Annotated in this window: 21 protein-coding genes and 1 pseudogene; 6 read left to right on the top strand and 16 right to left on the bottom strand. The window is 64.5% G+C overall.

Features of this window, described 5'->3' with window-relative positions:
* Positions 1–16: 16 nt before the first annotated feature.
* The 8 genes and pseudogenes from VC352_RS14595 to VC352_RS14565 all read right to left on the bottom strand — a co-directional run bounded on the left by VC352_RS14595 (position 17) and on the right by VC352_RS14565 (position 8,803).
* A complete protein-coding gene (locus tag VC352_RS14595) occupies positions 17–1,711 on the bottom strand; it encodes an FAD-dependent oxidoreductase (RefSeq protein ID WP_322980280.1) in 1,695 nt (564 codons plus the stop codon).
* 322 nt (positions 1,712–2,033) lie between these two features.
* Entirely contained in the window at positions 2,034–2,897 is an 864-nt protein-coding gene (locus VC352_RS25495; RefSeq protein ID WP_416340186.1) for a methyl-accepting chemotaxis protein, read from the bottom strand.
* A pseudogene (locus VC352_RS25490) lies at positions 2,889–3,896 on the bottom strand (methyl-accepting chemotaxis protein); the annotation flags it as partial. The gene VC352_RS25495 and the pseudogene VC352_RS25490, both read right to left, overlap by 9 nt.
* 171 nt (positions 3,897–4,067) lie before the next feature.
* Positions 4,068–5,345, bottom strand: a complete 1,278-nt coding sequence (locus tag VC352_RS14585; RefSeq protein WP_322980278.1) for an OprD family porin — start codon at positions 5,343–5,345, stop codon at positions 4,068–4,070.
* 126 nt (positions 5,346–5,471) lie between these two features.
* Positions 5,472–6,473 (bottom strand): tripartite tricarboxylate transporter substrate binding protein, encoded by a 1,002-nt coding sequence (locus VC352_RS14580; protein ID WP_017362024.1) that lies wholly within the window; start codon positions 6,471–6,473, stop codon positions 5,472–5,474.
* 67 nt (positions 6,474–6,540) lie between these two features.
* Entirely contained in the window at positions 6,541–8,055 is a 1,515-nt protein-coding gene (locus tag VC352_RS14575; protein ID WP_322980277.1) for a tripartite tricarboxylate transporter permease, read from the bottom strand.
* A gap of 13 nt (positions 8,056–8,068) precedes the next feature.
* Positions 8,069–8,542, bottom strand: coding sequence for a tripartite tricarboxylate transporter TctB family protein (locus tag VC352_RS14570; RefSeq protein ID WP_322980276.1), 474 nt, complete (start codon positions 8,540–8,542; stop codon positions 8,069–8,071).
* A 45-nt stretch (positions 8,543–8,587) separates the two neighbouring features.
* The gene (locus tag VC352_RS14565) at positions 8,588–8,803 is read right to left on the bottom strand and encodes a hypothetical protein (protein ID WP_322980275.1); all 216 of its coding nucleotides are present in this window, start codon (positions 8,801–8,803) and stop codon (positions 8,588–8,590) included.
* A 284-nt stretch (positions 8,804–9,087) separates the two neighbouring features.
* Here VC352_RS14565 and VC352_RS14560 point away from each other — a divergent pair, with 284 nt between their 5' ends.
* The 4 genes from VC352_RS14560 to VC352_RS14545 all read left to right on the top strand — a co-directional run bounded on the left by VC352_RS14560 (position 9,088) and on the right by VC352_RS14545 (position 13,058).
* A complete protein-coding gene (locus VC352_RS14560; protein ID WP_322980274.1) occupies positions 9,088–9,864 on the top strand; it encodes an IclR family transcriptional regulator in 777 nt (258 codons plus the stop codon).
* Positions 9,865–10,190: 326 nt separating this feature from the next.
* Positions 10,191–11,240 (top strand): Gfo/Idh/MocA family oxidoreductase, encoded by a 1,050-nt coding sequence (locus VC352_RS14555; protein WP_322980273.1) that lies wholly within the window; start codon positions 10,191–10,193, stop codon positions 11,238–11,240.
* A gap of 14 nt (positions 11,241–11,254) precedes the next feature.
* Positions 11,255–12,073, top strand: coding sequence for a sugar phosphate isomerase/epimerase (locus tag VC352_RS14550; RefSeq protein ID WP_322980272.1), 819 nt, complete (start codon positions 11,255–11,257; stop codon positions 12,071–12,073).
* Positions 12,074–12,182: 109 nt separating this feature from the next.
* Positions 12,183–13,058 carry a DMT family transporter gene (locus VC352_RS14545; protein ID WP_322980271.1) on the top strand — a complete coding sequence of 292 codons (876 nt, stop codon included), beginning with the start codon at positions 12,183–12,185 and terminating at the stop codon, positions 13,056–13,058.
* Between the two features lie 124 nt (positions 13,059–13,182).
* On the opposite strand, the gene VC352_RS14540 is transcribed toward VC352_RS14545, so the two are convergent.
* On the bottom strand, positions 13,183–14,553 hold the full coding sequence (locus VC352_RS14540) for an MFS transporter (RefSeq protein ID WP_322980270.1): 1,371 nt from the start codon (positions 14,551–14,553) through the stop codon (positions 13,183–13,185).
* Between the two features lie 598 nt (positions 14,554–15,151).
* Here VC352_RS14540 and quiC point away from each other — a divergent pair.
* Positions 15,152–17,059, top strand: a complete 1,908-nt coding sequence (quiC, locus tag VC352_RS14535) for a 3-dehydroshikimate dehydratase QuiC (protein ID WP_322980269.1) — start codon at positions 15,152–15,154, stop codon at positions 17,057–17,059.
* A 99-nt stretch (positions 17,060–17,158) separates the two neighbouring features.
* Positions 17,159–17,830, top strand: coding sequence for a TetR/AcrR family transcriptional regulator (locus tag VC352_RS14530; protein WP_322980268.1), 672 nt, complete (start codon positions 17,159–17,161; stop codon positions 17,828–17,830).
* An 81-nt stretch (positions 17,831–17,911) separates the two neighbouring features.
* Here VC352_RS14530 and VC352_RS14525 read toward each other — a convergent pair whose 3' ends face one another.
* The 7 genes from VC352_RS14525 to VC352_RS14495 all read right to left on the bottom strand — a co-directional run bounded on the left by VC352_RS14525 (position 17,912) and on the right by VC352_RS14495 (position 25,621).
* Positions 17,912–18,763, bottom strand: a complete 852-nt coding sequence (locus VC352_RS14525; RefSeq protein ID WP_322980267.1) for a shikimate dehydrogenase — start codon at positions 18,761–18,763, stop codon at positions 17,912–17,914.
* Positions 18,764–18,768: 5 nt separating this feature from the next.
* Complete coding sequence (gene aroQ / locus VC352_RS14520; protein WP_322980266.1) at positions 18,769–19,209, bottom strand: type II 3-dehydroquinate dehydratase; 441 nt, start codon at positions 19,207–19,209, stop codon at positions 18,769–18,771.
* A 216-nt stretch (positions 19,210–19,425) separates the two neighbouring features.
* Positions 19,426–20,448, bottom strand: coding sequence for a PleD family two-component system response regulator (locus tag VC352_RS14515; protein ID WP_322980265.1), 1,023 nt, complete (start codon positions 20,446–20,448; stop codon positions 19,426–19,428).
* On the bottom strand, positions 20,448–21,482 hold the full coding sequence (locus VC352_RS14510; protein ID WP_322980264.1) for a chemotaxis response regulator protein-glutamate methylesterase: 1,035 nt from the start codon (positions 21,480–21,482) through the stop codon (positions 20,448–20,450). Before VC352_RS14510 ends, VC352_RS14515 begins: the two co-directional genes overlap by 1 nt.
* Positions 21,479–23,716, bottom strand: coding sequence for a hybrid sensor histidine kinase/response regulator (locus VC352_RS14505; RefSeq protein ID WP_322980263.1), 2,238 nt, complete (start codon positions 23,714–23,716; stop codon positions 21,479–21,481). The genes VC352_RS14510 and VC352_RS14505 overlap by 4 nt, the downstream gene beginning before the upstream one ends.
* On the bottom strand, positions 23,713–24,387 hold the full coding sequence (locus VC352_RS14500; RefSeq protein ID WP_322980262.1) for a chemotaxis protein CheW: 675 nt from the start codon (positions 24,385–24,387) through the stop codon (positions 23,713–23,715). Before VC352_RS14500 ends, VC352_RS14505 begins: the two co-directional genes overlap by 4 nt.
* Positions 24,380–25,621, bottom strand: a complete 1,242-nt coding sequence (locus VC352_RS14495) for a CheR family methyltransferase (RefSeq protein WP_322980261.1) — start codon at positions 25,619–25,621, stop codon at positions 24,380–24,382. The genes VC352_RS14500 and VC352_RS14495 overlap by 8 nt, the downstream gene beginning before the upstream one ends.
* Positions 25,622–25,625 lie beyond the last annotated feature (4 nt).

Below are 25,625 nucleotides of genomic sequence, written 5' to 3'. Positions count from 1 at the left end.
CCGTGGCGGGTGAGTCTCATATCTTGGCCGCGTGGCGTCCGGCGATATAGCCGAAGGTCAGCGCCGGCCCGAGGTTGATGCCGCCCGACGGATAGTGCCCACCCAGCGGGCTGGCCATATCGGTGCCTGCTGCATACAACCCTGGTATCGGTTGGCCTTCGTCATCAAGCACGCGCGCCTGCCCGTCAGTGCGCAAGCCGGCGAAGGTGCCGAAGCATCCCGGCTGCACCTTCACCGCATAGAACGGGCCGTGCTCGATGGGCGCCACGCAGGGGTTGGGGCCGACGTGCTGGGCATCGCCGCTGCGGCGGTTGAAGGGCGTGCTGCCGCGGCCGAATTGCGGGTCTTCACCAAGGCGCGCGTGGCGGTTGAATGCGTTGACGGTGGCGACCAGGCCAAGCGGGTCGATGCCACAGGCAACGGCCAGCTCTTCGAGGGTGTCGCCGCGCTTGAGGTAGCCGTTGCGGATATGCGGCGACACCGGCAGCGGTGCCGGGCGGGCGAAGCCGAGGCCATAACGGCGCTGGAAGCGGTGGTCGCAGATCAGCCAGGAGCAGGCTTCCTGATCCTCGGGGATCGCCTTGAGCATGGCGTCGACGTAGTCGTAGTAACCATCGGCCTCGTTGACGAAGCGCTGGCCGTTTTGCAGCACGCCGATGATGCCGGGCTTGCCGCGGTCGATGATGTGCGGGAAGTGGCCGATGCTGCCGTCGGGGTAGGGCACCTTCGACACCGGCGCCCAGGCTACTGGCGAGCGCAGGTCGTCGGCGACACGCCCTCCGGCGGATTCTCCCAGGCGCAAACCATCGCCGGAGCAACTGAGCGGCGGCAAGGCGAGGTTGTCATGGCCGCTGGCATCGCGCGGGAACATCGCCTGGCGCCGTTGTGCATCGTTGGGAAAACCTCCGGCCGCCAGCACCACCGCTTTGGCGCGGATAGGCATTTCCTCGCCGGCATGCAGCACCACGGCGCCGCATACGCTGCCGCTCTCGACGATCAGGCGCTGCGCGGGCGTGGATTCCAGCATCTGCACACCGAGATCCTGCGCCGAGCGCGCCAGACGGGCGACCAGCGCCACACCGTTGACCAGGTGCATGGCGCGACCATAGCGAGCCAGGTGATAGAGGTGGCTGGTGAAGCGGCGGATGACGTGCAGCAGTGCCTTGGGTGAACGGGTCATGTTGAGGAAGGCGGCAAGATCAGCGCCGGCCATGATCGGCATGCCCATGAAGGAGGTCTCGCGCATGGTCTTGCGCAGGCGCGGCAGCAAATCGAGCACCTCGCGGCCATCATAGGGCGCGGCGATCACCTGATGGCCGCCGGTGGCGGCGCCGGGCGTGTCGCCGTGCATGTCGGGAATGCCATTGCCATCGACGAACTGCAGTGCGGTGTGCTGCTCGAAGAAGGCCACCATCTCCGGGCAGTTCTGCAGAAAGGCGTCCACCAGCTCGGGGCGATAATGCTCGCCCAGCTCGTTGCGCAGGTAGGTGCGCGGCTGCTCGATGTCTTCGACGATGCCCGCACGTTGGGCCAGCGGGTTGCGCGGCGCCCACAGCCAGCCGCCTGACCAGGCGGTTGCGCCGCCCAGCACCGCGTCCTTCTCCACCAGGATCACCCGTTTGCCCAGGTGTGCGGCGCTGACGGCAGCGGCCAATCCAGCCGCGCCGGAGCCGACCACCAGCAGGTCGCAATCGAGTTGAGCATGGGGCATGGCAGGTCTCCGGGTTTTATTTATTGGAACGGTGTTCCGGATTTTACGTTGAGCGCACGGAGGCGCCAAGGGTGACGGGAGAGAAGGACTTGGGATGTCGTGCGGTTAGCGGACATTCGTCGTGCGCTTTGCCGCCGCTGGAATGGTGCAGGCACCAGTTTCACTGTGGATAGGCTCAAGAGCCGTCGCCGCTGAAGCGCCTCCCACGGGGTGGCCTGAAGGCGTGGGCGCCGATTCGAGTGTTTACCTGTGGGAGGGGCTTTAGCCGCGATTGTTTAGCTACCGCAGCTAGAGCGCCCCCACGGAAATGCAGCGTTCTGCCTCAACTGCGGAAGCGGCCGATACGTTCCTGCAGTTCACCGCCGAGCCTGGCCAGTTCAGCGCTGGACAGGGCGGTCTGTTCGGTGGCGCTGGCGCTCTGCTCACCGATGCTGCGCACGTTATCCAGGCTGCGGTTGATTTCCATGGCGACCGCGCTCTGTTGCTCGGCGGCGCTGGCAATCTGCTGGTTCATCCGTTCGATCACAGCCACCGCCTGGTTGATGCGCGTCAGGCTGTGCCCGGCCTGTTCGACGCTGGCGACCGCGTCCTGGCTTAGTCGCTGGCTGGACTCGGTCTGGGTCACGGCCTGGCGAACTCGTTGCTGCAGGCTTTCGATCAGGGCTTCGATCTCGCGGGTGGAGTCCTGGGTGCGACGGGCCAGGGCGCGCACTTCATCGGCGACCACGGCGAAGCCGCGACCCTGTTCTCCGGCGCGTGCTGCTTCGATGGCGGCGTTGAGAGCGAGCAGATTGGTCTGCTCGGCGACCGATTTGATCACGTCCAGCACGCTGCCGATGCGCAGGCTTTCGGCCTGTACCTGGCCGACGGTGGTGCCGGTGTCGAGCACTTCAGCGGCCAGGCGTTCGATGCGAGTGATCACTTCGCGTACGCGCTGGTCGCCATCATGGCTTTGCTGCTCGGCCTGGCGGGCCGCCTGCGAGGCTTGTTCGGCGTCGCCAGCGACCTGTTGCACGCTGCTGACCATCTGCTGCATGGCATTGGCGGTCTGGTTCGATTCCAGGCTCTGCTCGTGGACACCGGCGCGTGTCTGTTCACTCACGGCGGACAACTGTTCGGCGGCGGCAGCGATCTGGGTGGCGCTGCCGTCGATCTGGCCGATCAGCTCGCGCAGGTTTTCACGCATGCGTTGCAGGGCGGTCAGCAGTTGTCCGGCTTCATCGCGCCCGGCACGGAGGTGCTGGCCGCCGAGATCACCCGCCGCGACCTGTTCGGCCAGGCGCAGGCATTGCTGCAGCGGGCTGACGATCAGCCGGCGAATCAGCCACGTGGCGCCAAAGGCTAGCAGCAGCGCGGCGCTGGTCAGCAGCGCCAAACGCAGCAGGGCGTGGCGGTTTTCTGCGGCGATGGCCTGTTGTTGTTGCTGTTGCAGCGTATTGCCCTGCTCCAGCATGCCTTGCGCCAGCTCGCTCAGTTGTACGCGGCTGGCGGCCTCGTTGGCCAGGCTGTCACGGTAATGGGCGAATGAGTCGCGATATTCCTGCAGTGCCCGTATGGCCTCGTCCAGGGAGGCCTGTTGCAGGCTGGCCAGGTTCGGGTGCAGCGCTTTGGCGGCATCGATCATGCTGTCGAACTGGCGTTGCCAGTCACTGGCCTGTGCCGCTTCACCGGTGTTGATGAAGGCCGCTTCGGCCAGGCGCAGCTGCAGCAGCAACTGGCGCAGTCGTGCAGCGGCTTCGGCTTGCTCGAGAGTGTTGCTGGTATCGCTTGCACCGTCGAGCAACTGGTCGCGGAGGAGGCTGAATTGATCCTGGGTGACCATGTCGAATTGGATCAGCGCTTCGTCGGCGCGAATGGCCATGCCGGTCTGCGCGGCGCTGGCTTCCTTCTGCGCGCTGCGCAAACGCTCGAAGCGTTTGCGGTATTCATCGATGCCGCTGAGCAGGCCAGCCACGGGCAGGGCCGCGTCGTGCAGTGGTGCGAGTTGCGTGGCGATACTGTCGCGTGCGGCGAGCACTTGGCGATCATGCCCGGCCTGTGGCGCAAGCAGGTGATCCTTTTCCAGCAGGCGTAATTGCAGGATGCCTTGCTGCAGTTCGGCTGCATGGGCGAACTGCGCGTTGTGGCGCAGGATATCGGCGGCAGTGCGCCAGCCACCCAACGCGACGGCCAGGGTCAGCAGCATCACCAGCGAGAAGCCGATCAGCAGTTTGTGCCCGACCTTGAGATCGGCGGTGCGTTCGATAATCCAGCGCATGGCGGTAAGTCCTCGAACTCGGGGCAGAAAAAGGCCCGTCGCAAGGACGGGCCAAAGGTGCCGTAACACATTGGAGTCAATCGTGAAGCGGTGCAGCCTTTACAGCAGGGACAGCGGGTAGTTGATGATCAGGCGGTTCTCGTGCAGATCCTGACCCACGTCGCGGCGCACGTCGGAGTTGCGCCAGCGCACGCTGAGGTTCTTCAGGCTGCCTTCCTGGATGGTGTAGGCCAACTCGGACTCGCGGCCCCACTCTTCGCCGTCCTTGCGGCCGTCGGAGGTGTGGATGTTGTCGCCGCTGACGTAGCGGTTCATCAGGGTCAGGCCTGGAATGCCGAGACCGGCGAAGTTGTAGTCGTGGCGCAACTGCCAAGAACGCTCGTTGACAGCGTCATAGCTGTTGGTGAAACCGTCGTTGACCAGGGTGCCGCCGCTGGTGCCGTCTACACGGAGGAATTTGGTGTCACCGTTGAGCTTCTGGTAGGCGACGGTAAAGGTGTTGTTGCCGGTCTTGGCCGAGAAGCTGCCCTGATAGACCTTGTTGTCCAGTTCGCCGGCCTTGGCAGCGCCATCTTCGCGACCGTTGAAGTAACCGAGGTTGCCGCTCAGTACCCAGTCACCCACCGGTTGACTGTGGGTCAGTTGCAGGAAGTTCTGCTTGTATACGTCCTGCAGCTCGGCATGCCAGACGCCGACCATGGTGCGGTTGTCGTTGAAGCGATACTCGCCGCCAGCGAAGTCGAAGGCGCTGGACTTGAACACCTGACTGGAACTGAGGCTGAACGACATGCGCTCCATGCTGGCGTCATTTCGCGTGCTGTTGCCGTTGAAGCGGCCGCCGTAGAGAGTTAGGCCGTCGATCTCGCTGGAGGTGATCTGCCCACCCTTGAAGGTTTGCGGCAGCGAGCGGCCATCGTCGGCACGCAGGATCGGTAGCACGGCGAACCATTCACCAACCTTCAGCTCGGTCTTGGAAATCTTCGCCTTGGCCGCCACGGCGGTACGACCGAACTGGTCGGCGGCTTCACCGTCGTCGTGAATCGGCATCAGTTGGGTGTTGGCGGCGCCACGGTTGCCGTCCAGCTTGAGGCTGTACAGGCCGAGCACGTCGAGGCCGAAGCCGACGGTGCCTTCGGTGTAGCCGGAGCGGGCGTCAAGGATGAAGCTCTGCGTCCAGCCTTCGGCCTGGCCTTGGCGCTCGCCATTAACGGTCGGGTCGGTGCCGTTGAGGTAGTTGCGGTTGAAGTAGTAGTTGCGCAGGTTCAGCGAGACCTTGGCGTCGTCGACGAAGCCGGCGGCCTGGGCGCCGACCGGCAGGGCGGCGATGACAGCCAGCGCCAGGACGCTGGGTAGCAGATGGGTCAGGGTGGATTTCATTGTTGTTGTTCCTCTTGGTTGACAGAGTGTGCAGCGCGCACGACCCCCTCCGCGTGCGCAGATACGCTAAAAACGAGGGGTAAGGGGCCGCCGGCTCAGGCCGGCCGGCGGCGGATCAGCCAGGCATCAGGGCTTGGGAATGCCGACCGAGTCCGGGGCAATCTCGATGGCCTTGGCCTTGTACATCGACCAGGTGGTAACCGACTGCCAGCGCTTGAGGAATTCCTCGGCCTCGGCACCGTTGAGGTTCAGGCTCTGCGCGCCGAAGTTCTTCAGGAAGCCCTGGAACTCGGGGTTGGCCACGGCCTTGGCATAGGCTTCGACCAGCTTCTGCTTGACGTCATCCGGGGTGTCCTTGCGCACGAAGGCGCCCCAGAACGGGCCCCACGGCAGGTACTCGGCAATGGCCGGCAGCGACTTGGTGATCGGCTCCACGCCCGGCAGTTCCGGGGTTTCCTCGGTGGCGAACACGGCCAGGGCCTTGAGCTTGCCGCTGCGTACCAGCTCGCGCGCGGCGGCCAGGCTCAGCGGCATGAAGTCGATGTGGTTGCCCATCAGCGCGGTGATGCCGGGGCCGTCGCCGCCGAAGGTCACTTCACGCACTTTCAACTCGTCGACTGCGTTGATCATCGCGCTGACAGTGCTCGGCAGGCCACCGGCGCCGGTGGAGCCCATGCGCAGGGTGTCCGGATTGGCCTTGGCGGCGGCCAGCAGCTCGGCCATGTTGTTGAACGGCGCGTCGGCGTTGGCGGCGATCACCACCACGTTCTGGCCGATGATGCTCACCGGGTAGAAGTCGGCGTAGTCGAAGTCGGCCAGTTTCAGCACCTTGTACAGCTGCGGGTTCTCGGCGCCGAGCAGAACGGTGTAGCCGTCGGGACGCTGGGTCTTGACGAAGGTGCTGCCGATCACGGCGGTGCCGCCCGGACGGTTGTTGAGGATGAACTTGCCGCCCAGCTCCTTCTCCACGTACGGGGTCAGGCTGCGCATGACGTTGTCGGTAGCACCGCCGGCGCCCCAGGGAATGACCGCCTGGATGCTGCGCTCGGGGTATTCGGCATGGGCCGGCAGAGCCATGGTGAGGGCGCTGAGGCCGAGGGCGGCGCCGGTCAGTAGCGATTTGAACATGTGGAGACTCTCCATCGGTTGTTGTTGTGAGCCCCTGTAGGCCGGGGCATGCCGGGTGAATTGGCGATCAGCTGCGGGCCGAAGCCGGGCTGAACTTGTTCTTGATCTTCTTCAGCAGCGGGGTGTTGCCCAGCAGGATCAGCACCACGCCGCTGGTCAGGATCATCGACAGCGGGCTGGTGACCAGACCCTGCAGCAGCTCCAGCGGGTGGTCGCCGGCCGAGGACATGGCCTGGCGGTATGAGGTATCCATCAGTGGGCCGAGGATGGCGCCGAGGATGATCGGGCCCATCTGGAAGCCGAAGATCTTCATCAGGTAGCCGAGCACGCCGAAGCCGAGCATCCAGTACACCTCGGTCATGCTGCTGTTGATCGAGTAGGTGCCGACTACGCAGAGCACCAGGATCAGCGGGATCAGCACGGCCTTGGGCATCTCCACGAACTTGGCGAAGAGCTTCACGCCCATCAGGCCGAAGACCATCAGGAAAATGTTGGCCAGCAGCAGGTTGCCGACGGTGAAGTAGAAGATGTGCGGGTTTTCCACCATCAGCATCGGGCCGGGGTTCAGGCCGTGCACCACCAGGGCGCCGATGATTACGGCGGTTACCGCATCGCCGGGCATGCCCAGGGTCAGCATCGGCACATAGGCGCCGCCGACCGCCGCGCTGTTGGCGGTTTCCGGTGCTACAAGGCCTTCGTAGGCACCCTTGCCGAAGGGCTTGGTCGGGTTCTTCACGGTGCGTTTGGCGTGGTCGTAAGCCATCAGCGCGGCGATGTCGCCACCCACGCCGGGCAGCACGCCGACGATGACGCCGATCAGCGAGGTGCGGATCGACAGCGGCAGGAACTTCAGCACCATGGCGAAGGACGGCAGGATCTTGTCGACTTTCTGGCGCACGGCCGGGCTGTCGAGGTTGTGCAGTTGATAGAAGGCTTCGGCGACACCGAACAGACCAATCATCAGCACCACGTAGTGGATGCCGCCCATCAGCTCGACCTGACCGAGGGTGAAGCGCCCTTCGGCGGTGACCGGGTCCATGCCCACCAGGCCGATCACTGCGCCCAGCGCCGCCGCGAAGATGCCCTTGGCCAGCGAACCTTCGGACAGGCTGCCCACCAGCAGCAGGCCAATGGCGGCGACCAGGAAGTAGTCACGCGGGGCGAATTTCAGTGCCAGGTCACCGATCACCGGTGCGGCGCTGGCCAGTACCAGGGTGCCGACCAGGCCGCCGATCACCGACATCACGGTGCTCAGGCCGATGGCGCGCCCGGCCTCACCTTGTTGCGCAAGGGGGTAGCCGTCGAACGCGGTGGCGACCGAGGAGGGCGCGCCGGGGATGTTCAACAGAATGGCGCTACGCGAGCCGCCGTACACGCCGCCGATGAAGATGCCGACGATCAGTGCCAGCGCGTCGTTGACGTCCCAGGAAAAGGTGAAGGACACCAGGATCGACACCGCCATGGTCACCGACAGCCCAGGGATGGCGCCGATGTAGATACCGGCGAAGGTGCCCAGCGCCGTCAGCATCAGCAGCTGCGGGTCGCTCCAGGCCATCAGCAGGTAGGAAAAGTTATCGCTCATCTCAGGTGCCTCGTTATGGCAGGTAAACGCTGAAAGCCAGGCTGAACAGCAGATAGATCAGGAGCAGCAGCACGCCGGCGATCACCACCGCGTTGAGCACGCGACTGCCGCCACGCAGGTAGACGATCGACAGCACCAGAAAGAAGAAGGTACTGACGTAGAAACTGGCCCAGTGAATGGCCGCCAGGTAGACCACGGCCAGCAGACCAAAGATCAGAACCGCCTTGGGGAAATGCTGACGACGGAACTGCTGGAAGGCATCGAGCCAGCCGTCGCAGTCCGGCTTGGCCTTGCCAAACATCTCGAAGGTGATCTTGATCGCCGACAGCAGCATTACCAGCGCCACGCCCAGAGGGAAGGCGCCCGGGGAGTTGGCTGAGGAGAAGCCGGAAATCTGGTAGGCCAGGTAGAAGATCGCCAGGCTGAATACCAGCAGCAGCGCGCAGCAGGTGCGCTCGCCGACCAGCATCTTGTCTGTCTTGTTCATGCTATCGCTCCGACAGAGTGAGTGCGGGGAATAAATCGGGGTGGGTCAGACGGCGCTGAAGTGTCGTACCCAGGGCAGCCGTGCAAGCATGCCGCGACGGACGCGCGCGGGCTCGCCGGTGATGGCGGCAGGTGCCATCACCGGTACGGCAAAGGATGACAGGGAGGTCCAGTCTTCGAGCAGGACGCTGATACTGGAACGCTGAGCGACCGAAGCGGACGCTGGTGTGGCCGGGGCACGCAAGTGCTTGGGCTGAGACATGGCAATCGACCTTCTTATATTTATTGGCTGCTGAAGTGGACGCGGCGCAAGGTGTCTGGCAGAGCGCGCTACGTTTCAGGCGTGTCGGCATAGTGGGCCGACCCTACTGGCCATTTCAATTCGTTAAATCGGGTTTTGTTCGATAAACGAACAAGAACGAACCAGTTAGTACATTCCTGCCGTCATCGCAGTATCGCGCGTCTGTTCGCCTGCATCCAGAGGGGTGGGCTGTCAGGCGGGCCGCTTGTCTCTTAGAATCGGCGCACATTTTTCAGGATTCCCCCATGGCCGGCAGTCAGATCGAACGTGCGCTCAGCCTCCTCGAAAGCCTCACCCGCGATGCTCGCGGCGTGCAACTGCAGGCGCTGGCCGATGAGCTGGAGATACCCAAGAGCGCGACCCATCGCATGCTTGCCGAGCTGATTCGCCTGGGCTACGTACGCCAGGACGAACGCACCAGTCGTTATCGCCTGTCGACCAAGCTGGTCGCCCTGGGCTTTCGCTACCTGGCCAACAGCGGTGCCGACGTGGTGCAGCCGATCCTCGATGGGCTGGCCGAGCGCAGTGGCGAGCTGGTACGCCTGGGGGTGATCGAAGGCGAGCGGCAGACCTGGATCGCCAAGAGCCAGGGCGCCCGCTCTGGCTTGCGCTACGACCCGGACATGGGCCGCGACGCGCCGCTGTTCTACACCGCGTCCGGGCATGCCTGGCTGGCCAGCATGAGCGATGCCGAGGCGCTGGCGCTGGTGGCGCGCCAGGGCGTGGCCGACCCGGCCGAGTTCGGCCCCAACGCGCCGCGCAGCGAGCAGGAGCTGCTGCAACGCCTCGCACTGGCGCGCCAGCAGGGTTATGCCTGGGTGATGGAAAGCTCGTCGCTGGGCACTGCTGCGCTGGCAGCGGTGGTGCGCCATCCGCTCGAGGGGCGGGCCATCGGCGTACTCAGTATCGCCGGGCCCAGCGCGCGCCTGCCATTGAGCCGCATCGAGCAACTGGCTCCCGAGCTGCTGGCCGCCGCTAACGAGCTGGCCGCCGCCAGTCCCGCCTCCGAGCTGTTCGCCTGAGCGGCTGACACTGCCACCCTGTCGTAGGAGCGGCTTCAGCCGCGAAACGCCCGGGCCGGGTAGCAATCAGCACAAAAAACGTGGGAGGGGCTTTAGCCGCGACAAAGGTTCGCGGCTAAAGCCCCTCCCACGCGTTGTTAATCGCGATTTGACGTTGCGGCGGGCCTTGGCTCGCTCAGTGAGCCCTCCACGCCAACTTCTGGGTGCTGTCGTACGCCTTGAATTTTCGTCTTGCGGATTTTTTGGAACTGAGTTCTAAATATTAAAAGTCTGCGCCTGCTGCATTCGGCGCACCCACGCGAGCACGACAACAAGAGGAACCACGCGTGACTTCCCCCTTGCGTATTGCCCTGATCGGCGCCGGTGTCATGGGCCGTCAGCATCACCAGCACCTGCAGACGTTGGCCGAAGCGCAGTTGTGTGCCATCGCCGACCCTGGCCCGCAGGCCGAGGCGTTCGCTGCCGAGTGCGGTGTAGCGTACTTCGCTGATTACCGGCAGATGCTGGATGAGGCTCGTCCCGAAGCGGTGATCATCGCCAACCCCAATGCCCTGCATGTCAGCACCGCGCTCGATTGCCTCGCCGCCGGTGTGCCGGTGCTGCTGGAAAAACCGGTGGGCGTGCATCTGGATGAAGTACGTGAACTGGTCGCGGCCAGTGAGCGCACGGGCGTGCCGGTGCTGGTCGGCCATCATCGCCGTCATAACCCGCTGATCGCCCGCGCCCGTGAACTGATCGAGCAGGGCGCGCTGGGGCGACTGACCACCGTCACGGCCCTGTGGCAGGTGCAAAAGCCCGACAGCTACTACGACATCCCGTGGCGTCGAGAGGCCGGTGCCGGCATGTTGCTGACCAACCTGATCCATGATCTCGACCTGTTGCGCCATCTCTGTGGCGAAGTGCGCCAGGTGCAGGCCATCACCAGCAATGCCGTGCGTGGTTTTGCCAACGAAGACAGCGTCGCCGTGCTGCTGCAGTTCGACAACGGCGCGCTGGGCAGCCTGACCGGCTCCGATGCGGTTGCCGCGCCATGGAGCTGGGAGCTGGATTCCGGAGAGAACCCGGTCTACCCGCAGCAGGCCGACCAGCCCTGCTACCTGCTCGCCGGTACCCGTGGCGCCCTGAGCATTCCCCAGCTCAAGCGCTGGCATTACGCCGAGGACGGCGCCGGCTGGCACCAGCCACTGCTGCGCACGCAGGAGACGTTCAACGCCGACGAAGCGCTGCGCCTGCAGTTGCAGCACTTCGTCCGGGTCGCCCGTGGCCAGGTGGCGCCGCTGGTCAGCGCTGCCGATGCTGGGCGCACCCTGGCGCTGGTCGAGGCCATTCGCCAGGCCGCCGAAACGGGGCGCGCCTGCGCTCCACAGATTCTTTGAGCGAGAGATTCCCCATGAGCGAACGCATTCTTTCCCTGGCTGCCCTCACTGTGCTCGAGCTGTCACCGCCGGAGATGGTCGAGGTCGCTGCCCGCGCCGGCTACAGCCATGTTGGCCTGCGCCTGGTGCCGGCCACGCCCGAGGAGTATCACTTCCCGCTGGTGGCCGATGCCGGCCTGCGCGCGCAGACACTGCAGCGTCTGCGCGATACCGGCGTCCAGGTGCTCGATGTGGAAATCCTGCGGCTGAAGCCGGATACCCGCGTTGCCGACTTCGAGGCGATCCTCGCCGTTGGGGCAGAGTGCGGCGCCAGCGAGCTGCTGGTGGCCGGCAACGACCCAGATGAAGCACGGCAGACCGACAACTTCGCCGCGCTCTGCGACCTGTCGCTGCACTATGGCTTGCACCCGCACCTGGAGTTCATGCCCTGGACGAACGCCCGCGATCTGACCCAGGCCGCGCGCATCGTCGCGGCGGCGGATCGTCCCAATGGTTGCGTGCTGGTCGATGCTTTCCACTTCGATCGCAGCGCCTCGCGCCTGGCGGATCTGGCCAGCATCCCGCCCTCACGCCTACGCTACGCCCAGCTGTGCGACGTCGCTGGGCCGCGTCCTGACGACATGGACGAAATCCTGCGCCAGGCCCGCAACGAACGGCGTTTCCCCGGTGACGGCGACTGCGATCTGCAGGGGCTGTTGCGTACCCTGCCGGCGAACATCCCGCTGAGCCTGGAAATTCCCACCCGGCAGTTGCTGGAGCAGGGCGTCAGTGCCCTGCAGCGAGCGACTCTGGCGCTGGAGAAAACCCGCAGAGTGCTGGCAGAGTGCGGATGAATTCGCCCTGGCCTTCGGACGATTGGCCGAGGCGCCTGAGCAGGCTATGGGTGTATAGTTAGTTGTCTTGCTATCAATCTCGCGCCCTGTGCGCTGTCTCAGGTAATTCATGAGCCTTACCCCGCTATCCGGCCCCAACCAGCCATTCAAGGGCATTGGCCTGATGGTGCTGGCGACCTTTCTATTCGCCAGCCACGACACCATGTCCAAGTACCTGTCGGGTTTCTATCCGATCATCCTCATCGTCTGGGCGCGCTATCTGGTGCATACCCTGTTGATGGCCGGGATCTTCCTGCCGCAATCGGGGTTGCGCGTACTGCGTACCAAGCGTCCGGGGCTGCAGGTGCTGCGGGCGCTGTGTCTGCTGGGCGTCAGCCTGCTGTTCACCTCCGGTTTGATGTTCATCCCGCTGGCCGAGGCGACGTCGGTGATCTTCCTCGCGCCTTTGCTGGTGACGGCGCTTTCGGTGCCGCTGCTCGGCGAGCGCGTCAGTCGGGGGCAGTGGGTCGCGGTGATCATCGGCTTCATCGGCGTGCTGGTGATCGTCCATCCGGGCGGCGCTCTATTCACCCCGGCCGTGCTGCTACCGCTGAGCGCCGCGCTGTGCTTCAGCTTCTATCAGATCCTTACCCGACGCCTGAGCGAGGTGGATAGCGCCACCACCAGCAACTTCTGCGCCGGCCTGGTCAACACCCTGGCCATGAGCCTGTTGGTGCCCTTCGTCTGGGAGGTGCCCAGCCTCACGCATGGTCTGATGATGCTGGCGCTGGGCGGTTGCGGCATGGGCGCCCATCTGCTGCTGACCCACGCCTTCCGCCATGCGGCGCCGGCCTTGCTGGCCCCGTTCGGCTATGTGCAGATCGTCTTTGCCGGCCTGCTCGGGCTGCTGGTGTTCAGCCACATGCCGGACACCACGGCCCTGGTCGGTATCGTGATCATCTGCCTGAGCGGCCTGGCGGCGGCCTGGATTCAGCGCAAGTCCTGATCCTCCTAGCGTTTAGCCGAAGGGCTCGCTTGCGGAGATCTCCACGCCTTATCGCCACTCCCGGTATTGGAAGGCATAAAGCAATAAGGCCCCAGCAGGGGCCTTATTGCGTTTCAGCTTTCGATCAGTGGCTGGCGGTGAGCATGCTGCTGTCGCGGCCGCTGTCGTACTGCACCTTGTCCATCGGTTTGGCCTCGGGCTTGCCCAGGTCGTCCATCGACAGGCGATAGGTTTCCGGTGCCAGGTAGGCAGCCAGGGCGCACACGCAGGTGATGACGAAGGCCAGGCTGCCGATGACCCAAGGGATGTTGTCCGAACCGGGTGGGGCTATGGCGGCGAACAGGGCCGGCAGCATGGCGGTCAGCATGGTGCCGATGTTCTGCGCGATGGCCATGGCCGATACGCGGTAGCGGGTCTGGAACAGCTCCGGGTAGAAGCTTGGGAACACCGCGTTGTAGCCCTGGTACATCATGCCCCACATCAGGATCGACAGGGCGAAGGCCAGCGGCACGCTATGGATGCTGATCGCATACAGGTAGGCGAAGGCCAGCAGACCGGAGCCCAGGCAGCCGGCGATCATGGTTGGGCGACGGCCGATCCTGTCCGAGAGGTTGCCGACGAAGGGAATTACCAGTACCGCGACGATATTGCCCGCCACCGGAATCCACAGGTAGACGCTCTTCTCGAAGCCTATGCCGTAGGCAGGCTGCACCGCGTAGGCTGCGCCGAAAATGGTGGCAACGACTGGGATCACATTCATCAGGGCCATGAACATCACCAGCACCATGCGCTGCCAGCTATTGCTGAAGGCTTCGGAGATCGGCGACTTGGCGACTTTCTGCTTGTTTTCTTCCTGAACGAAGGCCGGTGTTTCATGTACTTCGCGACGGATGATGACGCCTGCGATCAGAACCACGGCGCTCATCAGGAACGGAATCCGCCAGCCCCAGTCATTGAACGCATCGTTGGGCATGAAGTAGGCCAGCGGCAGGAACACCGCAGCAGCCATCACCTGGCCGGCTTGTACGCCCTGCAGGGTGAAGCTGGCGTAATAGCCTCGGCGGCCGAAGGGCGCGTGCTCCATGATCATCGAGCTGGCACCGGAGATCTCGCCGGCCACGGCGAAACCCTGAATCAGGCGCAGCACCACCAGCGCGATCGGCGCGAGGATGCCGATGTCGTGGTAGGTCGGCAGCAGGCCAACGGCCATGGTCGACAGACCCATGAGGAACATGCACAACAGCAGCACGTTCTTGCGCCCGCGGGTGTCACCCCAGTGGCCGAGCACGAAGGCACCGACCGGGCGGGCCAGGTAGCCCACGCCGTAGGTCGCCAGGGAGGCGATGATGGCCATTTTCGGGTCGGTCGACGGGAAGAAGATCTGCGGGAAGATCAACGCCGCCGCCTGGGCATAGATGAAGAAGTCGTAGTACTCGAGAGCAGAGCCGATCCAGCCACTGGCGGTCGCTTTCTTGGCTTGTGAGGATGAAGCCATGGTTGTCTCCGTTGTTTTTGTTAGCGGGCCGGCGCGCATCTCCCTGGCCGTGGCCTGGGAAAAGCGTGCACGCAGATACGACGGGGCTCGTGTAGAGCGACCCGGCGAACGCCGTCCGATGGTGTTTGGTTTTAAGGAATCAGGTCAGAGGCGCGGTGTACATCGCGCTCGATCGAGAGGCCGCGGCAAGTCGGCAGGGAGTGAGCAGGTAGCTGATGGTGTTCATGGGTGTTACCCGTTTCTTGAAATTGTTATGCCGTGACGCCTGGTTACCATCGCAGAATCATCCAAGCAGCTAGGCTGACAAGGAGATGCCTGGCGCAGTGACTGCAACGTGGAACTCATGCTGCGCCAGTGATCGAAAAAGCGTCAATCGCGATAACCGGCCTTCTGTTCGTTAATCGAACACAAAACTAACTAGTTCGTACACTTCGAATTGCTGCGCCGACTTTACGCGCGAATAATCGATCCAACCACGAAAACAAACCGTACAACGCCATTTTTCGTGCCGGGGCGAATGACCGACTACCCCATAGGTCGCTCGATCCAACTCAACGTGCTGATGGCCGAGTCGGCGCGAACAATAAGGAACACCAGCATGCAGCGTTCAATTGCCACCGTTTCCCTCAGCGGTACCCTACCCGAGAAGCTCGAAGCCATCGCCGCCGCCGGCTTCGATGGGGTGGAAATCTTCGAGAACGACCTGCTCTATTACGACGGCAGCCCCAGCGAAATTCGCAAGCACTGCACCGATCTGGGCCTGGCCATCACCCTGTTCCAGCCGTTCCGTGACTTCGAGGGCTGCCGTCGCGACCGCCTGCAGCGCAACCTCGACCGCGCCGAGCGCAAGTTCGATCTGATGCAGGAACTCGGCACCGATCTGGTGCTGGTGTGCAGCAACGTCGCCGCCGACTCCCTGGGCGATGATGAGATCCTCATCGATGACCTGCGCCTGCTCGGCGAGCGTGCCGGCGCACGGGGCCTGCGTATCGGTTATGAAGCGCTGGCGTGGGGCCGACACGTCAATACCTACCAGCAGGTGTGGAACCTGGTACGCCAGGCGGATCACCCGGCGGTGGGCATGATCCTCGATAGCTTCCACACCCTCTCGCTGAAGGGTGATCCGAGCGCCATCGCCGAGATTCCCGGCGACAAGATCTTCTTCGTGCAGATGGCCGATGCGCCGATCCTGGCCATGGACGTGCTGGAGTGGAGCCGCCACTTCCGCTGCTTCCCGGGGCAGGGCGAGTTCGACCTGGCCGGTTTCCTCGCGCCGATCCTGCGCACGGGGTATCGCGGCCCGCTGTCGCTGGAAATCTTCAACGACGGCTTCCGCGCCGCGCCGACCCGGCAGAATGCCGCCGATGGTCTGCGCTCGCTGCTGTATCTCGAAGAGAAGACCCACAAGCGCCTGGAGAAGGAAGGCCACGCCATCGAGCCAGGTGTGCTGTTCACGCCGCCGCCTGCCAGCCGCTACGAAGGGGTGGAGTTTCTCGAATTCGCCGTCGACGAGGCGGTCGGTGCCCGTTTGGGCAACTGGCTGGAGCGCCTTGGTTTCGCCCGCGCCGGTCAGCACCGCTCCAAGGATGTCAGCCTACTGCGCCAGGGCGATATCAATATCGTGCTCAACGCCGAGCCCTATTCCTTCGCGCACAACTTCTTCGAGGCACACGGCCCGTCGTTGTGCGCCACCGCGCTGCGGGTCAAGAACGAGTCGGCGGCTCTGCAACGCGCCTGCGACTACCGCGGCCAGCCCTATCGTGGCCTGGTCGGCCCCAACGAGCGTGAGGTGCCGGCGGTACGCGCGCCGGATGGCAGCCTGATCTATCTGGTCGAGCAGGGCGCCGAGGGGCAAAGCCTCTACGACACCGACTTCAGCCTGGATGCAGCCGCGCAGACCAGTGGCGGCCTACAGCGCATCGACCATATGGCCCTGGCGTTGCCGGCCGATTCGCTCGATAGCTGGGTACTGTTCTACAAGAGCCTGCTGGATTTCGAGGCCGACGACGAAGTGGTGCTGCCCGACCCGTACGGCCTGGTGAAGAGCCGTGCCATCCGCAGTCGCTGCAGTTCGGTGCGCCTGCCGCTGAACATCTCGGAGAACCGCAACACCGCCATCGCCCATGCGTTGTCCAGCTACCGTGGCTCTGGCGTGCACCATATCGCCTTCTCCTGCGAGGACATCTTCGCCGAGGTGGCCAGGGCCAAGGAGGCCGGTGTGCCGCTGCTGGAGATTTCGCTGAACTACTACGACGACCTGGCCGCGCGCTTCGACTTCGACGACGAGTTCCTCAGCGAGTTGGCCTATTACAACGTCCTGTACGACCGTGACGCTCAGGGCGGCGAGCTGTTCCACGTCTATACCGAACCGTTCGAGGAGCGTTTCTTCTTCGAGATCATCCAGCGCAAGAATGGCTACGTAGGCTACGGTGCGGCCAACGTCGCGGTGCGCCTGGCGGCCATGGCCAAGGCGCGCAACGGTGGCCTGAAGCGGCCCCGGCTGTGAGCGTGGGCAGGCTGTGACGTGTCGTCTCAGTGCTGCCCAGCCATCTGCCGGCCTGCCATACTTCATCCCTGTCCATACCTATAAAAAGATCACAGCCGTATGACCGAAGCCGCCATTGGCCTTGCCAGCGTGCCCACCGAGGCCGTGCGCAAGGCGCGCAAGAACAACCCGGAGAAGACCCGCGAGAACATTCTCCAGGCTGCCGTCACCGAGTTCGTCCAGCAGGGCCTCTCCGGCGCCCGTGTGGACGCCATTGCCGAACGCACCGCGACGTCGAAGCGGATGATCTACTACTACTTCGGCAGCAAGGAGCAGCTCTACGTCGAGGTACTGGTCAAGCTCTACGGCGACATCCGTGGCACCGAGAGCCGCCTCGATCTGGAGTCGTTGCCGCCAGCGCTGGCGATCCGTCGGCTGGTGGAGTTCACCTTCGACCACCACGACCACAACGTCGATTTCGTGCGTATCGTCAGCATCGAGAACATCCACTACGGCGAGTACGTCAAGCAGTCGCCGGCCATCCGCCAGATGAGTAACGTGGTGCTCGATACCCTCGGCAAGACCTTGCGTCGCGGCGAGGAGGAGGGCGTGTTCCGTCCAGGCATCGATGTGCTCGACGTGCACCTGCTGATCAGCTCGTTCTGCTTTTATCGCGTGTCCAACCGGCATACCTTCGGCGAGATATTCCAGATCGACCTGCCGGACGAGGACATCCGTCAGCGGCACAAGACCATGATCTGCGATGCGGTGCTGCGCTATATCCAGCGCTGATAGCCGCCCTTAGTCTCCGCAGAGCACCAACGAAAGCCCCTGGCCGCAGCATTGCGGCCAGGGGCTTGTCGATTCACAGCTTCAGAAACTGGCGAAGTGCGCCTGCATGCGCTCGGCATCGGCGGCACGGCCACTGAACAGCTCGAACGCCTTGACTGCCTGGAACACCGCCATGGTGCCGCCATCCAGCGTGCGGCAGCCGAGCGCGCGGGCGTGACGGAGCAGTTCGGTTTCCAGCGGGAAGTAGATGATCTCGGCAACCCACAACCCGGCATGCAGCAGCTCCACCGGTAGCGGTGTGCCCGGCAGCTTGGCCATGCCCACGGGCGTGGTGTTGACCAGGCCGTCAGCGGCTGCGACTTCACCGGGCAGATCCTCGCCGGCAACGGCGCGACCAGCGCCGAAGTGGGCGTTGAGGTTATTCGCCAGCGCCTGAGCGCGGCCGGGCTCCACCTCGAACAGGCACAGGCGTTCGACACCCTCTGCCAGCAGTGCGTGCGCCACTGCCGCGCCGGCACCACCGGCGCCCATTTGCACCACACGGCGGCGGCTGACGTTGGGCAGGCCGCGCCGAAAGCCCTCGGCAAAACCCAGGCAATCGGTGTTGTGCCCGACGCGCTTGCCGTCCTTGAGCACCACGGTGTTGACCGCGCCGATGCCACGGGCCTCGGCAGACAGTTCGTCGAGCAACGGAATGATCGCCTGCTTGCACGGGAAGGTGATGTTCAGGCCGGTAAAGCCCATCTGCTGGGCGCTGGTAAGCAGGCCGGGCAGGGCATCGATATCGAGGTCGAGTTGATCCAGGTCGATCAGTCGATAGAGATAGCGCAAGCCTTGGGCGTCGCCTTCTCGCTCGTGCATGGCCGGCGTGCGCGAGGCCTGGATACCGCGGCCGATGAGACCGGCGAGGATGCCGGAAGAAACGCTGGACATGTGTCTTACCCCTTGAGCGACTGGCCGAAATATTCGAGCCCCAGACGGTAGCCCTGGCTGCCCAGGCCACAGATCACCCCGACCGCGATGGCCGAGACGAATGAATGCTGGCGGAAGGGCTCACGCTTGTGCACGTTGGACAGGTGCACTTCGATCACCGGCAGTTCGCTGGCCACCAGGGCGTCGCGGATGGCTACCGAGGTGTGCGTCCAGGCCGCCGGATTGATCAGAATGCCGGCACAGCGTCCGCGTGCACCGTGGATCCAGTCGATTAGCTCACCTTCATGGTTGGTCTGGCGAAACTCGATGGTCAGGCCGTGCTCGGCAGCGGTGTCGGCGCACAGGCGGGAGATGTCGGCCAGGGTTTCGTGGCCATAGGTGGCCGGTTCGCGGGTTCCGAGCAGGTTCAGGTTGGGGCCGTTGAGCACCAGGATGCAGGGTGTCATGGGGGCGTCTCTTGTTGTTGTGACGAACGCCCGAGAAAATGTACTAACTGGTTAATTCAGTCAATCGGCAGCCCTTGCGCATGAGGCCATGGCGTGGGCCATGACCTCTGGTGGGAACGTTGGAAGCCAGGAAGAACGCGGCCTGCAGCCCGTCCTGGGGCAGGTGGGGGCAGCAGGAAATGTGGGCGATTACCGGTCAGCTATACGCTGCCATGATCAGGTGTCGTCGCTGACCTGAGCGACGCAGTTCCGCCCGCTGTGTTTGGCCAGGTACAGCCCTTCGTCGGCCTTGATCACCAGGCTCAGCGGTTCGCTTCCCATCGACGGACGCAAAGTAGCCAGGCCGATGCTGACGCTGATCGAGGAGCCGGGGTTGGGCAGGTCGTGGGGGATTTCCAGCGCTTCGATGGCGCGGCGAATCTTCTCGGCCTGCAGGCGCGCCCCGCCGGCTGCAGTGCTCGGCATGATCACGGCGAACTCTTCGCCGCCGTAACGCGCGACCAGGTCGGTCGAGCGCGAGCAACTGGCGCGCAGGGTATCGCCTACGCGGCGCAGGACGTCGTCGCCATCGACGTGCCCGTTCTGGTCGTTGTAGGCCTTGAAGTAGTCCACGTCGATCATCAGCAGCGACAGTTCGCTCTGCTCACGCAGGGCTCGGCTCCATTCGAGTTCCAGGTACTCGTCGAAGTAGCGGCGGTTGGCCAGGCCGGTAAGGCCGTCGGACTTGATCAGCCGCTGCAGCACCAGGTTGGTGTCGAGCAGTTGCTGTTGGCTCTCGCGCAGGGCGCGATAGGCCTCATCGCGTTGCAGCAGGGTGAGGTAGGAGCGCGAGTGATAACGGATGCGCGCCAGCAGTTCGATTTCATCCGGCAGCTTGACCAGATAGTCGTTGGCGCCGGCGCTGAAGGCCGCGCTCTTGACCTGGGGATCCTCCTTGCTCGACAGCACGATGATCGGCACGTCGCGCAAGCTGGGGGCGTTGCGGTATTGCACGAGCAGGTCGAGGCCGTCGAAGCCGGGCATGATCAGGTCCTGCAGGATCACCGTCGGCTTGATCTGTTGCGCCAGGCTCACAGCCTGCTGTGGGTCGGAGCAGAAGTGGAAGTCGATGTCGCTCTCTGCGCTCAGGGCTCGTCTCACGGCCTCGCCGATCATGGCTTGATCGTCGACCAGCAGCACCATCATGGGGTACTCATGCGATCCATGATGATGGTTGGTATTCCCTTGGGGCCGCTGCATTACCTGTCTCCGCCAATATGTGAATGAGTTCGGCCCAGTCGCTCGACCAGGCGGGCCGCGATTCGGTTCAGCGGCAGTACTTCGGCTGCGGCCTCGATTGCCACGGCAGCCTTGGGCATACCATAGACTGCGCTGCTGGCTTCATCCTGCGCAATGGTATGAAAACCTCGTTCGCGCATCTGCTTCAGGCCGCGTGCGCCATCGCGGCCCATGCCCGTCAGCAGCACGCCGACGGCGTGACCCTGCCAGTGGTTGGCCACACTTTCGAAGAATACATCGATAGAGGGACGATAGATCTGGTCGAGAGGCTCGCGGCGATATTCCAGATGCCCCTGCTGGGTCAGGTAGAGGTGATTGTTGGTGCCGGCCAGCAGCACGGCGCCCGGTTTCAGCGTTTCGCCATCGCGCGCCAGGCGCACGGGCATGTGCGACTCGCTGGCCAACCACTGCGCCATGCCGGTGGCGAATACTTCGTCGACATGCTGAACCAGGACGATGCTGGCGGCGAAGTCCGCAGGAATTTCCCGCAGCAACTCCACCAGTGAGGCCGGGCCACCCGCCGAGGCACCGATGGCCACCAGGCGGTTGCCGCGATTCCCCGTCTGGCGCGTGGGCGCGGCCTTTGCCGAGTGCGAGGTCTTGTGCCCGACCATCCAGGAGATGTTGTGAATCTTGCGCCGCAGCGTCGCCGAGTCGAGCGTCTGCTGCGGGCCGAGCGATGGCACGGCGACCACGTCCAGGGCGCCGGCGCCCATGGCATCGAACACCTGGGTCATGTTGCGCTCGACGTCGGAGGTGACGATGAGAATGGCGCAGGGGGTGTCCTGCATGATCCGGCGGGTCGCTTCCACGCCGTCCATGCCGGGCATTTGCATATCCATCAGGAGCAGGTCCGGGAGCGCTTCCTGGCAGCGCTGCACGGCTTGTTCACCGTTTTCAGCTACCCAAATCAGTTCGTACTGGGCGTCGCCGGCCAGGGCGCGGCGCATGGCTTCGACGGCCAGGGGCATGTCGTTGGCGATGGCGATCTTCATTCGCGGGCCTCACCGATCAGGGTCTGCACGGCGTCCAGCAGCGCTTCGTCGTGGAAGCTGGCCTTGGCCAGGTAGTAGTCGGCGCCGGCCTCCAGGCCGCGGCGGCGATCCTCTTCACGATCCTTGTAGGACACCACCATCACCGGCAACGAGCGCAGGCGCGGATCCTGGCGCACCTGGCTGACCAGTTCGATGCCATCCATGCGCGGCATGTCGATGTCGGTGATGAGCAGGTCGAAGCTCCCGGCGCGCAGGGCGTTCCAGCCGTCCATGCCATCCACGGCCACCTCCACTTGATAGCCACGGCTGAGCAGCAGCTTGCGTTCCAGTTCGCGCACCGTCAGCGAGTCATCGACCACCAGGACGCGTTTGCTGTGCGCCTGACGGGCCAGGCTGCCGTGGTCGACCCGCTCCAGATTGCCGCTGCCGAGCAGTTTGCCGACCGAGTTGAGCAGGTCGTCGACATCGAGAATCAGCACCGGCGTGCCGTCATGCAGCAGGGCGCCGGCCGTGACATCGCGTACCTTGCCCAGGCGGGCGTCGAGCGGCATCAGCACCAGGGTGTATTCGCCGACGAAGGCTTCGACTGCCAGGCCATGACAGCGTTCGCGGTCACGGATCAGCACGATCGGGATGTCCTCCTGCTCGCCCTGGGCTTCCGCACATTGCAGCAGTTGCGCGGCCGAAAGCAGGCCGACGTGCTCGTCCTCCAGCCAGAACTGCTGGCGCCCTTCGAGCTGGACGATGGCACTGCGTGGTAGGCGCAGCATGCGTTCGATCTGCGCCAGTGGGAAGGCATAGGCCTCGCCGCCAATGGTCACCACCAGGGCGCGCACCACCGACAGGGTCAGCGGCAGCTCGAGGTGGAACAGGCAACCCGCCTGCGGGCTGCGCAACAGGCGGACATTGCCGCGCATGCGGCGAATCTCGTGTTGCACCACGTCGAGGCCGACGCCGCGCCCGGACACTTCGGTGACCTGCTGGCTGAGGCTAAAACCGGGCAGGAAGAGGAAGGCCAGCAGCTCTTCCTCGGTCATCTGCATCACCTGTTCGGCCGTGGCGAACTGGCGGTTGACCACCGCCTGGGCGACCCGCTCAAGGTCGATGCCGGCGCCATCGTCGCTGACTTCCAGTACCAGCATGCCGGCGTGATGGCGGGCGCGCAGTTGCACCAGACCTTCCTCGGCCTTGCCCTTGCGCCGGCGCTCGGCGGGTGGCTCGATGCCGTGGTCGACGGCGTTGCGCAGCAGGTGGGTCAGCGGTGCTTCCAGGCGTTGCAGCACGTCGCGGTCGACCTGGGTGTTCTCGCCCTCGATTTCCAGGCGCACCTGTTTGCCCAGCGAGCGGCCAAGGTCGCGCAGCATGCGCGTATGCCCACCCAGCACATCGGCGAAGGGGCGCATGCGCGAGGCCAGGGCCAGGTCATAGAGCTGCTGGGTACGCTGACCGCCATGCCAGACGAAGTCGTCGAACAGCTCCTGGTGCGCCTGCAACTGCTGTTGGCATTCGATCAGCAGGTTGCGGCTCTCATTGAACAGCGCCTGGGTGGTGGCATCCAGCTCGGTGCCGAGCAGATGTTCCCGCAGCGATTCCAGGGTGCGCCGTGCCGACTCCTGCTGGCGCTTGAGGCGATGCAGGGCATCGCTCAGCGGCTTGGTGCGCTGGAACTCCACCAGTGATTTGCCGGAAAGATCGATCAGGTGATCGAAGCGCTCGGCGGATACGCGCAGCACTCGGGCATTGCGCTCGTCCGCCTGGAGATCGCTGGCTGTCGAGCTGGCCACAACGGAACTGAGCGTGCTGACTGCGTGCGGTTCGGCGGGTGCTTGCGGCCGTGCTGCGGGTTGACCGAACAGTATCCGCAGGTGGGCGGTCAGGCTCGCAACCTGGCCATCGAGCGCTGGGTCGGTCTGCGTCTGGCCGATCCGCAGGAGCATGTCGGAGCCTTGCAGCAAGGCATCGATATATTCCGGGGACAGGCGTAATTGCTGCTCCTGCGCCGCCACCAGCAGGTCTTCCATGGCATGGGCGACCTGTACGCCATGATCCAGACCGACGATGCGTGCCGCGCCCTTGAGCGAGTGCGCGGCGCGCATGCAGGCTTCCAGCTGACTGGCGTTGAGCGGGTCACGCTCGAGAATCATCAGGCCTGTGTCGAGCACCTGCTTCTGCGCTTCCGCCTCCAGGCGGAAGAGTTCCAGCAGCGATGCATCCCTCATCTGATCGGGTGTCACGCGAGGCTCCTGATCATGTGTTGCAACAGCGCTTCGTCATCCAGCACGGTGATGCTGCGATCCTGCCACTGCAGCACGCCGGCCGTGAAGCGGCTGATGGTCAGGCTGTCGTCGTGACGCGCGCTGGCAATACGGGCCACGGGCACGCGTTGGGTGCCGCTGACTTCATCGACCGGGGTCACCAGCGGGCCGCTTTCGCTTTCCAGAATCAGCATGCGCGGCACCACGCGCCGCTGTTCGCGTGGCGTGCTCTGGCTCGGCAGGCCGAGCAGGTCTGGCAACGACAGGCAGGCGACCAGGGTGCCACGGACATTGGTGACACCGAGCAGGCCCTGATTGCTGCGATGCGGCAGGACGTGAATCGGCGACACCGGCATCACCTCGGCCAGGCGCCGGGTGGCAATGGCCAGCCATTGCTCGCCGAGGCGGAAGATCAGCAAGGAGCGCTGCTCACCGACCGGCGCAGAGAGTGCCTCGGCCTCTTCTTCAGCAGGCAACTCGTTCTGCAGGCTGCTGTAGCGATCCAGCAGGGCGATGGCGGCAGCGCCATAGACTTCGCAGTTGCGGCAGTGGATGTGGCGCTGCAGATGGGGGCAGCTCTTGTCACCGAACACGCCGATGCGGTTCCAGCAATCGTCCACCTGTGTTTGTTCGACCGGGATCTCAGTCACGCTTGTCTACCTCCGTGTTCTGGGCGCGGCGATACAGGCGCTGTGCACCGCTGGCATCGCCCTGGGCCTCCAGGTGCGTGGCCAGATGGGTAAGCGCCTCACGATGCTGCGGGTCGAGATAGATGGCCTTGCGGTAGTAGGCGCAGGCTTGCTCACCCTGGCCCTGCACATCGCTGAGCAGGCCCAGCCAGTAGTAGCCCTCGGCGCTCGGCCCGTGTGCCTGCAAGTGTTTCTCGCAGTGCTGCCGGGCTTGCTCGCTGCGCCCGGCGTTGGCCAGGCTGGCGACCTCTTGCCAGATGTCGTTCGGCGCCGCTGCCGGTGCGGTGGGTGCGGGCGCTGCTGGGCGTGGTCGTGGACGCGCCGCCACGACGGGCCGTGCCACCGGTGGCGGTGTTTGGCGCAGCCGTGGCGTGCTGGGTTGAGCCGCGAGGGGGGCAGGCCTTGGTGGTGTCAGGCGAAAGGCGAAGGTCTGCTGCCGGCCGATGGCCTTCAGGCCGCTCTGGCTGGCCAGGCTGGCTTCGGCCGGGCCTATGAACAGGGTGCCGTCTTCCTGCAACTGACGCTTGAGCAGCTCCAGTACGCGCACCTGGGTCGGGCGGTCGAAGTAGATCAGCAGGTTGCGGCAGAAGATGAAGTCGTACGGTGCTTGCCCTGCGAACAACGCGGGGTCGAGCAGGTTGCCGGTGCGCAGGTTGACGCAATCGCGCACGCGCGCATCGAGCAGGAAACCATCGGCCTGCTCGTGAAAATGGCTTTGGCGAAACGCCAGTTGTTCACCCCGGAACGAGTTGCGCCCATACAGACCATGGCGCGCGCGCTCCAGTACCTTGTCGCTGACATCCAGTGCATCGATGTGGAACTGGTTGGGCAGCAGGCCGGCATCGAGCAGGGTCATGGCGATCGAATAGGGCTCTTCGCCGCTGGAGCAGGGCAGGCTGATCAGCCGTAGTGGGCGACTGCCGGCCAACTGCACCAGGCGCTCCAGGGCCAGGCTGGCCAGCGCGTTGAAGGATTCGGGGTAACGGAAGAACCAGGTTTCCGGCACCACCACGGCTTCGACCAGGGCCTGCTGCTCGCGCGACGAGCCGCCGAGGGTCGTCCAATACTGTTCCAGCGTGTTCTGGCCGAGCGCGGCCATGCGCTGGCGCACGGCGCGTTCGATCACGTTGCGGCCGATCGATTCGGCATCCAGCCCGATGCGGCTTTTGAGCAGGCGCTCGATGTGTTCGATCATGCCG

The sequence above is a fragment of the Pseudomonas sp. C11 genome (assembly GCF_034683865.1).
Taxonomy (GTDB): domain Bacteria; phylum Pseudomonadota; class Gammaproteobacteria; order Pseudomonadales; family Pseudomonadaceae; genus Aquipseudomonas.
The sequence above is the reverse complement of the archived record's forward strand: the minus strand, read 5'-3'. Positions and strand labels throughout refer to the sequence as shown.

Coding starts and splice junctions, on each gene's coding strand:
- VC352_RS14595 (WP_322980280.1), bottom strand. CDS start 1,711: ATGCCCCATGCTCAACTCGATTGCGACCTGCTGGTGGTCGGCTCCGGC.
- VC352_RS25495 (WP_416340186.1), bottom strand. CDS start 2,897: ATGCGTGAAAACCTGCGCGAGCTGATCGGCCAGATCGACGGCAGCGCC.
- VC352_RS14585 (WP_322980278.1), bottom strand. CDS start 5,345: ATGAAATCCACCCTGACCCATCTGCTACCCAGCGTCCTGGCGCTGGCT.
- VC352_RS14580 (WP_017362024.1), bottom strand. CDS start 6,473: ATGTTCAAATCGCTACTGACCGGCGCCGCCCTCGGCCTCAGCGCCCTC.
- VC352_RS14575 (WP_322980277.1), bottom strand. CDS start 8,055: ATGAGCGATAACTTTTCCTACCTGCTGATGGCCTGGAGCGACCCGCAG.
- VC352_RS14570 (WP_322980276.1), bottom strand. CDS start 8,542: ATGAACAAGACAGACAAGATGCTGGTCGGCGAGCGCACCTGCTGCGCG.
- VC352_RS14565 (WP_322980275.1), bottom strand. CDS start 8,803: ATGTCTCAGCCCAAGCACTTGCGTGCCCCGGCCACACCAGCGTCCGCT.
- VC352_RS14560 (WP_322980274.1), top strand. CDS start 9,088: ATGGCCGGCAGTCAGATCGAACGTGCGCTCAGCCTCCTCGAAAGCCTC.
- VC352_RS14550 (WP_322980272.1), top strand. CDS start 11,255: ATGAGCGAACGCATTCTTTCCCTGGCTGCCCTCACTGTGCTCGAGCTG.
- VC352_RS14545 (WP_322980271.1), top strand. CDS start 12,183: ATGAGCCTTACCCCGCTATCCGGCCCCAACCAGCCATTCAAGGGCATT.
- VC352_RS14540 (WP_322980270.1), bottom strand. CDS start 14,553: ATGGCTTCATCCTCACAAGCCAAGAAAGCGACCGCCAGTGGCTGGATC.
- quiC (WP_322980269.1), top strand. CDS start 15,152: ATGCAGCGTTCAATTGCCACCGTTTCCCTCAGCGGTACCCTACCCGAG.
- VC352_RS14530 (WP_322980268.1), top strand. CDS start 17,159: ATGACCGAAGCCGCCATTGGCCTTGCCAGCGTGCCCACCGAGGCCGTG.
- VC352_RS14525 (WP_322980267.1), bottom strand. CDS start 18,763: ATGTCCAGCGTTTCTTCCGGCATCCTCGCCGGTCTCATCGGCCGCGGT.
- aroQ (WP_322980266.1), bottom strand. CDS start 19,209: ATGACACCCTGCATCCTGGTGCTCAACGGCCCCAACCTGAACCTGCTC.
- VC352_RS14515 (WP_322980265.1), bottom strand. CDS start 20,448: ATGCAGCGGCCCCAAGGGAATACCAACCATCATCATGGATCGCATGAG.
- VC352_RS14510 (WP_322980264.1), bottom strand. CDS start 21,482: ATGAAGATCGCCATCGCCAACGACATGCCCCTGGCCGTCGAAGCCATG.
- VC352_RS14495 (WP_322980261.1), bottom strand. CDS start 25,621: ATGATCGAACACATCGAGCGCCTGCTCAAAAGCCGCATCGGGCTGGAT.